This is a genomic window from Thalassotalea agariperforans (assembly GCF_053470345.1).
On record NZ_JBQMWH010000003.1, the window covers coordinates 161,766 to 174,338 of the forward strand.

Sequence of the window (12,573 nt, forward strand, 5' to 3'; positions counted from 1 at the left end):
TTATGTTAAATTTCAAAGTAGATAGCTATTTAACAAAGCCGAAGTGATGTTTCTTGTGGGAGCATAGGGTTTCTATGTGACTACAAAAAACAACGATAGCAAAGCCGTTAAATACCTATCTAAGCAGAAAATTTAGTGTTCACGAGTTTTATGGAACTCAATATCCGGGTGGCGTTCCTGCGCCAAACTCAAATTGACCATGGTAGGTGCAATATAAGTTAAGTTATCACCGCCATCTAATGCCAAGTTGTCATAAGCTTTTTTCTGAAACTGCTCTAATGTGCGTTCATTATCACAAGTACACCAACGAGCTGTCGCAACACTTATTGCTTCGTAAATAGCGTCAACGTTATATTCGGTTTTTAAGCGTTGAACTACCACTTCAAACTGGAGCACACCCACCGCACCAACAATCATTTCGTTAGAGTTAAACGGGCGAAATACTTGAACGGCACCTTCTTCAGAAAGTTGAATTAAGCCTTTTTGTAATTGCTTGGCTTTTAATGGATCACGTAAGCGAATACGGCGGAACATTTCAGGGGCAAAGTTTGGAATACCGCTAAACTTCATGTCTTCACCAGCGGTAAAGGTGTCACCAATTTGAATGCTACCATGGTTATGTAAACCAATAATATCACCGGCAAAAGCTTGTTCAACGTTAGAACGATCTCCTGCCATAAAGGTTACGGCATCAGCAATTTTTACATCTTTACCAATACGCACTTGTTTCATTTTCATGCCTTTTTCATATTTACCTGAGCAAATACGCATAAAAGCGATACGGTCACGATGTTTAGGGTCCATGTTTGCTTGAATTTTAAAAACAAAACCTGAGAACTTTTCTTCTTCCGCATTCACTACGCGAGTAGAGGTTTCTCTAGGTAATGGCTTCGGAGCCCATTCGGTTAAACCATCTAGCATATGATCTACACCAAAGTTACCTAAGGCAGTACCAAAATAGACGGGTGTTAACTCACCTTTTAAAAACTCGTCTAAATCAAACTCGTGTGAGGCACCTTGTACTAATTCTAATTCTTCACGTAATTCATCGGCATAAACACCAATAGCAGCATCTAATTCAGGATTATCTAACCCTTTAATCACACGCTTTTCTTGTATTGTATGGCCTTGGCCTGAAGCGTATAAAATAGTTTCATTGGTCATTAAGTTGTACACCCCTTTAAATTCTTTACCCATGCCAATTGGCCAAGTAATAGGGGCACACTTTATTTTTAAGACATCTTCAACTTCGTCCATCACTTCCATAGGATCACGAACATCACGATCCATTTTGTTCATAAAGGTAATGATAGGCGTATCACGTAAGCGAGTAACTTCCATTAATTTAATGGTTCTGTCTTCCACACCTTTAGCAACATCAATAACCATCAAGCAAGAGTCAACCGCAGTTAAGGTACGATAAGTATCTTCCGAGAAGTCTTCATGACCTGGGGTATCGAGCAAGTTGACTAAACATTTGTTATAAGGAAATTGCATTACCGAGGTAGTAATTGAAATACCACGATCTTTTTCCATTTCCATCCAGTCAGATTTGGCATGTTGTCCCGATTTTTTCCCTTTTACAGTACCGGCTTTTTGTAAAGCTTGACCAAATAAAAGAACTTTTTCGGTGATGGTGGTTTTACCCGCATCCGGGTGAGAGATTATCGCAAACGTACGGCGTTTATCGACTTCCTGCTGTTGAACAGACATGCTAGTTACCTGTGATAATGAGTATAAAATAGGACAGAATTTAAAGCGCGCTATTATAGCTGAAACTTTATCACAAGACAGTAATTAATAAGGATTAGTCAATTTTACCTTTGATAAACTTAGTGTCATGCGCTGTTTGACAGCGTAATGTTATAAAATATTTTATTGCGCCTGTCATAGTAAAGTTGGGGGATAGTTCGGCTTATAGCTATAAATTTATTTAATATCAGATGATTATAGAGAGGTGGTTGATAAAAATAGCGACAATTAATGTTTAAATTATCGCTATCATGCATTTTTAATCACACTAAATTATTTTTTCTTACTGGCAACGTAAGCTTTTATCTCAGCGTTAGTAACTTTGCCGTTATTATCTGCATCCATTTTTGCAAATAATTTGGTTTTATTTTTGTTCATTTGTTCGGTGTATTCAACCCCTTTTTCAGCCGCCTTTTTCTGTTGCAGCTGTAAAAACTCTTCTAGCGTTTTTCCGTTTTTAGCGGCGTAAACTTGAGTACAAGATAGCGCTAAAACAATGCTTGTGATAGTAACGATTTTTTCATTTTAACCCTTATTTTTGTTGTTGATGCTATTGTTAAAAACGCTTGATATTAGCATGAAAGTTACAAATAGCTATATTTATTTTTCATTAATAAAAACAGCGGCTTGGCTTGTTTTTGTTATGAGGTTTTCAGCTGCAATTGAAATTGTTTTAAAGCCATAATTAAACGGTTAATACACGCAGCTTGGTAACATTTTGATTAGGGTCTGTTGATCAGTGTTTATATTAGCTGGTAAACAGATTGTTCGGCTTTGTCATTGAATTGTTTTATCACGTCGATACATAAAAATCTAAATAAGAATCACTCTTATTTGTGTTGCGTATGTTATTTTTAACTGTATAATGCCCACAATTAAAATTTTCAAACACTTATCTAATAAAAAATTAAAGGTATCTCATGAAGGGCATGAAGAATATATTTCAATACACGGCAATTGCCGTAGCGCTGCAAACGGCTGTTACCGGTACTGCACAAGCTGATACAGGATCAGCTAAAGAAGAAAGCGCGATGGAAACCATTGTTGTTACCGCGACAGGCTTTGAACAAAAATTAACGCAAGCACCAGCAAGTATTTCAATTATCACATCAGAAACGATTAAATTACGTTCATTTACATCATTGTTAGATGTTGTAAAGTTTCAAGAAGGGATTGATATAGGCACAACCCGTGATAAAACAGGGCAAGGCAGTGTCAGTATGCGTGGCCTAACTGGTGAATACACTTTGTTACTTATCAATGGTAAACGTCAAAATAACCATGGTGATATTTATCCGAATAATTTTGGCGGTAATGCTTTTAATCATTTACCTCCACTTGAAACGATTGATCGTGTAGAAATTATTCGTGGACCAGCGTCAACCTTATATGGTGCTGATGCCTTAGGTGGCGTGATAAACGTTATCACTAAAAAACACACCGAAAATTGGAATGGCGCGATTACCTTCGGACGCAGTTTCCAAACCAATGATGACTTTGGTGATGATATTACAACGGATATATCTGTTGCAGGACCAATTATTAAAAACGTATTAAGTTTAGGTTTACGAGCCAGCGCTTATGATCAACACGCCTCATCGCCACAATTTTCGCCAGCAGTTGACCCAAATGGTGATGTTCATGTTAGATCACTAGGATTTGGTAGTGGTGGTCGCACGGTAGACAACAACAGTGAACATTTTGGTTTTAGTGTTAATTACACGCCTGTAAAAGGGCATGAATTAATGTTTGATTATGATAACTCTCATCAAGAATATGATAATACACCAGAATATAATATTGACACTGATACCATTATTTATCCGTTAGGTACTAAAGATAGTATTGAAAGTCTGTGGCAGGATAGTAGAGGCCAAGTCAACCCACGTGCAGGCTATGCGGCAGAACAAGAGTTTGATCGCCAATGGTGGTCTTTAGCCTATACCGGTGAATTTGAATTTGGTGGTGTTTCTGCAGCTATATCTTATGTTGATACACAAAATAACGGCCGTACTTTACCGTTAAGTGTTGCTGAGCGTAAGTTATTACAAGCTATGTATGACGGTACAGGTGATTATCAAGGGATGACGGAAGAACAGCGTCGTGCCCTTGCCGAAGAAACCTTTTTACCTCGTCCAGAGCGTCCGTTAGACAGTAGCCAATTTACTTATGATCTACGTTTTGATATCCCAGTAGCTAATTTAGCCGGTGATCATAACTTTGTTGTTGGCTTACAAGTTATTGATGGTGAATTACAAGATGGTGTTTTTGGACTTGAATCTGGTAAAGCTGGCGCAATTCAAGAACAAAAAATGTATTCAGTTTTTGCGGAAGATAACTGGATGATCACGCCTGATTTTACCTTAACTGCCGGTGTGCGTATTGATAATCATGACGTTTTTGGTGAGCAATCATCACCACGTATATATGCGGTTTATAACTTATCTGATGAATGGACTGTAAAAGGTGGTGTCAGCACAGGTTATAAAACACCAAAAACAACCGATTTATACGACGGTATTACGGGGTTTGGTGGTCAAGGTACTAGCCCATTCGCAGGTAACCCTGAATTACAACCTGAAACCAGTGTTAATAGTGAAATTGCACTTTATTGGAATCAAGGCGGCCATAACTTTAACATCACGTATTTTGACACTGATTTTGAAGATAAAATTGCCAGTGGTGACACTATTCAAAGTTGTACCACAACCGGCAATGTTCGCCCTTGTGTCAACCTTGGTGAATACGATGAGCTTGGTTACACCACTTACAGTCAAAAAATTAACATTGATGAGGTCTCATTAAAAGGGATTGAAATGGCAGGCCGTTATCAATTCAATGAAGCATGGTCAACTTATGTTAACTACACATGGACAGATAGTGAGCAAAAAAGTGGTTCAGAAAAAGGTTTACCATTAACCAATACTGCAGAGCATATGGCTAATGTTAATGTTAGCTGGTCTGCGACTGATGCCATTGAAGTGTACCTACAAGGTGAATTCCGTTCAGATCGTTACCGTGGTTATGATTCAATTCATGAACGTGAGCTTTATTATAAAAACTATTCATTATTAAATTTAGGCGCTCGTTGGACACTAAATGATAATGTGATGGTAAATTTACGTGTTAATAATTTACTTGATAGAGACTTTACTTCTTATTCAACAAGTTATGACGATTTAAATAACGATGGTACTTATGAATACCTAACAGGACGTGGTGTTATCAGTGAAGTTGTGTTTGAAGATGATTACAACGTGAAAGACAAAGCCAGAAACTTCTGGGCGAGTGTTTCAGTTAGTTTTTAATGATAACTTGCGGCATAGACAATATGCCGCAAGCTCATGAGGAGTAGTAATGCGGTTGGGATTGGGATCTGTAAGACAGTGGCACTGGATAAGTTCAGCAGGCTGTTTGGTTTGTATGCTGTTATTCGCTATTACAGGTATTACGCTTAATCACGCTACAGATATTAAAGTAACGCCTGAAGTGACGTCACTCGAAACAAGCTTACCCCAAAGTATACTTGTTGATTTAAAAACAATTGCGCAACAAGAAGTTACTGAAGCTGAATTACCTGCTTCTCTTACCTTTTGGTTGCAGCAAACACACTCAATATCAGTGTCAAAACATGCGGTTGCGCAATGGTCAGAAGATGAGCTGTATGTTGTTCAAGCCGGGCCAGGTTTTGATACTTGGTTTGCTGTTGATTTTATTAGTAACGAGCTCAGTTATGAAAATACCGATAGAGGTGTCATAGCCTACCTTAATGATCTTCATAAGGGGCGAGATACGGGTGTAGTTTGGGGCTGGTTTCTTGATGTCTTTTCTGTGGCATGTATTGTTTTTTGTTTAACGGGATTACTTTTACTTTATCGCCAAACCAATCATCGTTGGATGACTTGGCCGGTAACCATTTTAGGTGCCATTATCCCAGCAATTATTTTACTGGTATTTGTGCACTAACATTTTAATGTTTAAGGAGATATAAGGTGCGTAAAATTTTCAATGCACTGTTTACCGTTGTTATTTTAACATCGGCGTTTATTAGCAATGCGCAAGCAAAATTGCAATTAGAGGTAAATATTCCTCGGTTACAAGTAGCGGAATACCATAAACCTTATGTTGCTATTTGGATCGAAGATCAACAACGCAAAGCAACACAAGTTGCTGTTTGGTATGACTTTGAAATGAAAAACCAAAAAGGTGAAGAATGGTTAGCCGATCTTCGTCAATGGTGGCGTCGAGATGGTAGAAAATTATCTTTACCTATTGATGGTGTAACAGGTGCAACTAAAGGTCCTGGGGCACACTTAATTAGTGTTGATTTAGAGGCACTATTGAAAGCACAAAAACCTGGTAAGTATAAAATAAGAGTGGAAGCCGCAAGAGAAGTTGGCGGTAGAGAACTTATCGAACTACCTATTACTTTACCTTTAAATGCCGCTACTTTACCGTTAACTGCAACCGGTAAGCGTGAGTTAGGAAAAATTCAATTAACAGCAATAAAATAAGCCGTGTAGGAGAACACCTTATGTTATCTAATAAGTTCATTAAATTAGCGGTTGCTACGCTAACCGTTTTATCAGTATCAGCTAGCGTTCAGGCACATCGTGTTTGGATTAAGCCGAATAAAACCGTATTGTCGGGTGAGACTAGCTATGTCACGTTTGATGCTGCTGTTTCTAATACCATCTTTGTGGCGGATCATGCCGCCTATCGAGCAAATGGTGTTATCGCGACTGGGCCAGAAGGTGATTCAGTTGAATTAGAAAATATGTCATTAGGTAAGTACCGTTCTACCTTTGATGTGAAATTAACAAAAAGTGGTACCTACCGTATTGGTGCAGCTTCTGCCGGAATTCGTGCTGCTTGGCGTGATGAAGAGGGCAATCGCAAAAGATGGCCAGCTAGAGGTAAAAGTGCAGAAGACCAAAGTTTTGAAACTGCAGTACCTAAAAATGCAAAAGATCTTGAAGTAAGTTATAGCTCACGTCGTGTTGAAACCTTTGTAACATTAGGTGAGCTAAGTTCACAAACGTTAAAACCAAGCAATAAAGGTTTAGAGCTAGTTCCTTTAACTCATCCGAATGATTTATTTGCAACGGAAACGGCTAACTTTAAATTTTTAATTGATGGTGAACCAGCAAAAGATGTTGAAATAGAAGTTGTACGTGGCGGTATGCGTTATAGAAATGATTCTGAAACGATAACATTAAAAACGAATGCCAAAGGCGAATTTAATGTGACATGGCCAGAAGCCGGTATGTACTTTTTAGAAGCGTCGTATAAAGATGATAAAGCACAATTGCCTGCAACTACCCGTCAAGGTGCTTATGCAGCTACGTTAGAAGTGTTGCCACTGTAACTAATGAGTGAAACATTTCGTCTTATTATCTCATTGGCACTAGGATTATCTTGGTGCCTTTGGGTGTTTATACTTTGGTGGCGTAAACGCCCTAATGTTGCTATTAAAAATGGTCAGCCAGTTATTGTTTATGCGAGCCAAACTGGGCAAGCACGAGCAGCTGCGCAATCACAATTAGCGATATTAGCAGATGCAATCTTATTACCATTAAACCGATTAACACCACAACATTTTGTCGCGGCATCAGAATTACATTTTTATGTCAGTACGTATGGCGATGGTGAAGCGCCTGATAATGGTCGTGGTTTTATTAAAACACTCAATAAAATTAATAACGACACACTTAAAGCGGTAAAGTTTTCGGTTACTGCCTTTGGTGATAGTCGTTATCCTGCGTTTTGTGCTTTTGGTAAAAAAGTTTATCATCAACTAACTCAGTTTGGTGCCCAGCCACTTGCGCCCATGCAATGTATTGATGACAATGATCCCACTCGTAGCCGAGATGAAATTGAGACCTTCAGTACCGCAACATTACAGGAATGTCTGCATTTAAACCCTAATAGTAATAGCCCAGGTTTATATCAATTAAGCCTAAAAGTTGCTTCTTTGGCATGGCAACCAGGTGATTTATTAGAAGTTGTTGTTCCTGAGCTGCAAGGGTATTGTGTACCTCGCAGTTACTCCATCGCAAGTGCCGCAAGTGATAAACTTGGGACAAATGTCATTAAGTTATTAGTTCGTTTGCATATTAAACCTGATGGCCAACAAGGCTTAGTTTCTGGTTATTTAACTCAGCAATGCCGAATAGGAACCGAAATTAAAGTTAAAGTTCGAGCCAATCCTGCTTGTCAGTTGCGATCAGAATCTACACCATTGATATTAATTGGAGCTGGTAGCGGCTTAGCAGGGTTACTTGGTCATATTGAACAACGAGCTTTGGTAGCGGATGCTGGTCCGGTTTGGCTAGTTTATGGCGAAAGAGAGCCAACTCAGGATCAACACCTTGCAAGCGAGTTATCCTCGTGGCAACAGCAAAATGTATTAACACGTATTGATCGTACCTATTCTCGTCAACAGCAAGAAGCGCGTTATGTGCAAGAGGTGTTATTAGCTCAAGCCCAGCTAGTTAAGCAATTTATTGCTGAGCAAGGTGATATCTATGTTTGTGGTAGTTTAGCAGGCATGGGGAAAGCGGTGCATCAAGCGCTAATTGAGATACTAGGTGAAGATGAACTAGATGAGCTTGCTATTGCTGGTAGATATCATCGTGACCTGTATTAGGACGAGTGAACCTTGGTATTATTGTTAAGGTCATCGCCCATAATTGCTAAATAGGTTAAAGGCTTTTTCTCATGACGATAGCGTCTTCATAACCAAAGCCTTTTGCGCTTGGGTAATAGCCTACCCGTCGGTCAATTTCGGAAAAACCTTGATTAATATACAGCATTTGCGCGCTAATATTACTAGCGCGTAGTTCTAAAAAGGCGGTTTCTGCGCCTTTGTTTTTTGCTTGGCTTAAAAATCGCTTTAGCAGTTCTTTACCATAACCATTACCTTGCTCAATCGGGCTAACACAAATATTCATTAACGTGGCTTCTCCAGCAACATATTGTGCGACGTAGAACCCTAGTATTTTTTCGTTTAAAGTGGCGTATTCGGCAAAATAATGACCATCAAGACAACTGGCAAATAACTTTTCACTCCATGGGTGAGAATGGCAAGCATTTTCTATCGCCATAACATTTGTTACATCTTGTTGGGTAAGAGGGTGATATAAAAGGGTCATAAGTTGTCTTTAGATTGCGGCTGTTTGAGAAATTTAGTTAGTTGAAAAACGTTGTAATTGTTGCCAAAGTTGTTTTTTTAATGACACTGATTGGGCAATGCTGGTGACGTCCGGTGTGATCAACTGATGATTAGCATAACTAACTGAATCTTGCACCGAGAAACACCAGTCAAAAAAATCGAATTGTATGCGGTTGTCGCTGACTTTAAATTCACCTTCGCTTAATTGAAAGTAAGCTAAAACATCTTGAAATAGCTGGCTGTTTTTTAAGGTCACTAAATCAATAGCTAAGTGGCTACTTTGTGCAAGTTTTGTTGCTTTTGTTTCACTTTGGCTAGTTTTTTGTTGCCAAAGACTAATGCCCATTTCATTAAGGTAATTAAATTGTTTAGCGGTTAAGGCCATAGGATTAGTGTCATCAAAAAAGTAAAACTTAAAAAAGCAAAGCATAAAGCTTAGTTAACTGACTAACAAGAGATTACGAAAATTATTAACTTATGGGGAGTCAGAAAAAATTTAAATGTGTTTGAAATAGAATTGTTAAAAACAAACTTGAGATAAAATGGATATCAGATAAGAAAGAGAATGGCAGGGGTGGAGAGATTCGAACTCCCAACCGTCGGTTTTGGAGACCGCTGTTCTACCAATTGGAACTACACCCCTGCAATGGACGAGCATTATACCCAAGGATTAGTAAAGGTAAAGCGGAAAATTCACTGCTTTTGTTCGTTCGCTCATTTATTATCCGTTTTGCTTTTTTATCAGACGACAGATTCGTGGATAAAGTCGGCAATTTACTTGCTATTCAGGCCTCTGAACATTAGACTAGCGCACGATTTTTCGGTGTATTTTAAATGCCGATTTTAACGTTTTATTTAGTTTTACTTTTTGTTGAAAATTTTATGCGTGTTGCCGATTTTTCTTTTGATTTACCTGAACATTTAATCGCTCGTTATCCAAAAGCGGATCGAAGTGCTAGCCGTTTGATGACCCTTGATGGTAATAGTGGCGTTATTGAGCATCAGCACTTTGTTGATGTAATTGATAAGTTAAATGCAGGTGATTTATTAATTTTTAATAATACCCGCGTTATTCCTGCACGTATGTTTGGCAAAAAAGCCTCTGGCGGCAAGCTTGAAGTGTTAGTTGAACGGATGTTAGATGAACATCGTGTTTTAGCACATATTCGTTGCAGTAAATCGCCTAAACCTGGCGCTGAAATTATTTTAGAAGACTCTGTCACCGTCACTATGGTTGCACGTCATGGTGCGTTATTTGAGCTTAAATTTCCCGACAATGAAAAAGTTCTCGATATTCTAGAGCGTATTGGCCATATGCCATTACCCCCTTACATTGATCGTCCAGATGAAGAGTCTGACAAAGAGCGTTATCAAACTGTCTACAATGAAAAACCTGGTGCGGTTGCCGCTCCTACAGCCGGTTTACATTTTGACGATGCGTTATTAGCTAAAATTAAAGCTAAAGGCATTGAACTGGCTTTTATCACCTTGCATGTTGGTGCGGGTACTTTCCAGCCGGTAAAAGTGGAAGAAATTGCTGATCATGTGATGCACGCTGAATATGTTGAAGTACCTGAAAGTGTAGTAAAACAAATTCAACAAACGAAACAAGCTGGCGGTAAAGTAGTCGCGGTTGGTACAACGTCAGTGCGTTCTATTGAAAGTGCAGCCAAAGCAGCACGAGCAAATAATCAAATAGAAAATGGTATTGCTATGGCTGAATTTTATGGTGATACCGATATTTTTATTACGCCAGGTTATCAATTTGAAATTATTGATGCTTTGATCACTAACTTTCATTTGTCAGAGTCAACATTATTAATGTTGGTGAGTGCTTTTTCAGGTTATGAGCATATTATGGCAGCGTATAAAGCGGCAGTTGAACAAGAATATCGCTTTTTTTCTTATGGCGATGCCATGTATTTAACAAAAAGTAATTAAGCAAGCGCACATAAATTAACTAAACAAGTATAATGTCGTACTTGTTTTTATTGCTATCAGCCTGTTTCGCTGATGGGCAGAGGAAACCCAAATGACAAGCAAAACTGCAAGCAGCATTGCAAAAAATAAAATGACTTATCAGTTAATCAATAAAGACGGCAAAGCACGTCGTGGTCGATTAACGTTTGATCGTGGTACGGTTGAAACCCCTGCTTTTATGCCTGTTGGCACCTACGGTACGGTAAAAGGCATGAAAACCGAAGAGATCAAAGATCTTGGGGCTGAAATTATCTTAGGTAATACTTTTCATTTAATGTTACGCCCAGGTACAGATATTGTGCAACAGCATGGCGGTTTACATGAATTTATTAATTGGGATAAGCCTATTCTTACCGACTCAGGTGGTTTCCAAGTATTTAGTTTAGGCGCAATGCGAAAAATTACCGAAGAAGGGGTGAAGTTTAGCTCACCGGTAAACGGTGAAAAAATCATGTTAACACCAGAGCGTTCAATGGAAGTACAGCGTGAACTTGGCTCTGATGTGGTGATGATCTTTGATGAATGTACCCCGTACCCTGCGACACACCAAGAAGCTAAGTCATCAATGGAATTATCATTACGTTGGGCTCAGCGCAGTAAAGAGGCGCATGGCGATAATCCATCTGCCTTATTTGGTATTGTGCAAGGTGGCATGTATGAAGACCTACGTGAAGTATCGATTAATGGTTTAAAAGCGATTGAATTTGACGGTTATGCCATTGGTGGTTTATCCGTTGGTGAGCCGAAAGAAGATATGGTGCGAATTTTAGATCACACTGCTCCCTTGATCCCTGAAGATAAGCCCCGATATCTAATGGGAGTTGGCAAACCAGAAGACTTAGTTGAAGGTGTGCGCCGTGGTATTGATATGTTTGATTGTGTCATGCCAACCCGTAATGCCCGTAATGGTCACTTATTTGTCACCACTGGAGTGGTAAAAATTCGTAACGCAAAAAATAAAACCGATACCGGCCCATTAGATGCGGAATGTGATTGTTACACTTGTAAAAATTATTCACGTGCTTATTTACATCATTTAGATAAATGCCGTGAAATTTTAGGTTCGCAGTTAAATACCTTACATAATTTACACTTTTATCAAAAAGTGATGAAAGGTTTACGTGACGCCATTGAACAAGGTAAATTAGACGACTTTGTGGCAGAATTTTATGCCTTACGAGGCTTACCTGTACCGCCTTTAGCGGCAGGTAGTGAGCAAGTTTAAATAACCTGAGCACAGGTTAAATAGCATTAGCTGAACAATTTTTTTAGTTTTAATTATAAGTAGAAGAGGAATTTATGAGTTTATTTATTAGTCAAGCACACGCAGCCGCAGCGCCAGCACAACAAGGTGGCGGTGCTAGCATGTTAATTATGTTAGCGGTTTTTGGTTTAGTGTTTTATTTTATGATCTATCGCCCACAAGCTAAACGAGTGAAAGAGCATAAAGGCTTAATGGCTCAGTTATCAAAAGGTGACGAGGTGTTAACACAAGGCGGTTTAGTGGGTAAAATTACTAAAGTGTCTGAAGAAAAAGACTTTTTAGTTGTTAGCATTGCTGAAGGTACGGAAGTAACAGTACAAAAATCAGCTGTTTCAGCCGTATTACCAAAAGGTACAATGAAGTCGCTATAAGTTTTTTTGATGGTAGCGATTAACCTTTCTGA

General features: G+C 38.8%; 11 protein-coding genes and 1 tRNA gene. 8 read left to right on the top strand and 4 right to left on the bottom strand.

All coding sequences use genetic code 11. The features are described 5' to 3' along the window. Positions 1-132: 132 nt before the first annotated feature. The gene (prfC, locus tag ACSLUO_RS06035; RefSeq protein WP_448247087.1) at positions 133-1,713 is read right to left on the bottom strand and encodes a peptide chain release factor 3; all 1,581 of its coding nucleotides are present in this window, start codon (positions 1,711-1,713) and stop codon (positions 133-135) included. 968 nt (positions 1,714-2,681) lie between these two features. On the opposite strand from prfC, the gene ACSLUO_RS06040 reads away from it, so the two are divergent. The 5 genes from ACSLUO_RS06040 to ACSLUO_RS06060 are packed head-to-tail and all read left to right on the top strand — an operon-like array spanning position 2,682 to position 8,401. Beyond that, positions 2,682-5,060: a TonB-dependent receptor domain-containing protein gene (locus tag ACSLUO_RS06040; RefSeq protein WP_448247089.1), complete on the top strand. Its 2,379-nt coding sequence runs from the start codon at positions 2,682-2,684 to the stop codon at positions 5,058-5,060. A 49-nt stretch (positions 5,061-5,109) separates the two neighbouring features. Further along, positions 5,110-5,718, top strand: a complete 609-nt coding sequence (locus ACSLUO_RS06045) for a PepSY-associated TM helix domain-containing protein (protein ID WP_448247091.1) — start codon at positions 5,110-5,112, stop codon at positions 5,716-5,718. A 26-nt stretch (positions 5,719-5,744) separates the two neighbouring features. Continuing rightward, positions 5,745-6,266: a DUF2271 domain-containing protein gene (locus ACSLUO_RS06050; protein WP_448247093.1), complete on the top strand. Its 522-nt coding sequence runs from the start codon at positions 5,745-5,747 to the stop codon at positions 6,264-6,266. A 20-nt stretch (positions 6,267-6,286) separates the two neighbouring features. Continuing rightward, entirely contained in the window at positions 6,287-7,120 is an 834-nt protein-coding gene (locus tag ACSLUO_RS06055) for a DUF4198 domain-containing protein (protein WP_448247095.1), read from the top strand. 3 nt (positions 7,121-7,123) lie between these two features. Then, positions 7,124-8,401: an NADPH cytochrome P450 oxidoreductase family protein gene (locus ACSLUO_RS06060; protein ID WP_448247096.1), complete on the top strand. Its 1,278-nt coding sequence runs from the start codon at positions 7,124-7,126 to the stop codon at positions 8,399-8,401. A 55-nt stretch (positions 8,402-8,456) separates the two neighbouring features. Here ACSLUO_RS06060 and rimI read toward each other — a convergent pair whose 3' ends face one another. The 3 genes from rimI to ACSLUO_RS06075 form a co-directional block, all read right to left on the bottom strand. After that, positions 8,457-8,906, bottom strand: a complete 450-nt coding sequence (gene rimI, locus ACSLUO_RS06065) for a ribosomal protein S18-alanine N-acetyltransferase (protein WP_448247098.1) — start codon at positions 8,904-8,906, stop codon at positions 8,457-8,459. 33 nt (positions 8,907-8,939) lie between these two features. Next, the gene (locus tag ACSLUO_RS06070; protein WP_448247100.1) at positions 8,940-9,356 is read right to left on the bottom strand and encodes a DNA polymerase III subunit psi; all 417 of its coding nucleotides are present in this window, start codon (positions 9,354-9,356) and stop codon (positions 8,940-8,942) included. Positions 9,357-9,492: 136 nt separating this feature from the next. Next, a tRNA-Trp gene (locus tag ACSLUO_RS06075) sits at positions 9,493-9,569 on the bottom strand. Positions 9,570-9,808: 239 nt separating this feature from the next. Between ACSLUO_RS06075 and queA the strand changes: the two genes are divergently transcribed. From queA to yajC, 3 genes are all read left to right on the top strand, one after another. Then, positions 9,809-10,867 (top strand): tRNA preQ1(34) S-adenosylmethionine ribosyltransferase-isomerase QueA, encoded by a 1,059-nt coding sequence (gene queA / locus ACSLUO_RS06080; RefSeq protein WP_448247520.1) that lies wholly within the window; start codon positions 9,809-9,811, stop codon positions 10,865-10,867. A 130-nt stretch (positions 10,868-10,997) separates the two neighbouring features. Beyond that, entirely contained in the window at positions 10,998-12,131 is a 1,134-nt protein-coding gene (tgt, locus tag ACSLUO_RS06085) for a tRNA guanosine(34) transglycosylase Tgt (RefSeq protein WP_448247522.1), read from the top strand. A gap of 74 nt (positions 12,132-12,205) precedes the next feature. After that, positions 12,206-12,541: a preprotein translocase subunit YajC gene (gene yajC / locus ACSLUO_RS06090; protein ID WP_448247102.1), complete on the top strand. Its 336-nt coding sequence runs from the start codon at positions 12,206-12,208 to the stop codon at positions 12,539-12,541. Positions 12,542-12,573: the final 32 nt, after the last annotated feature.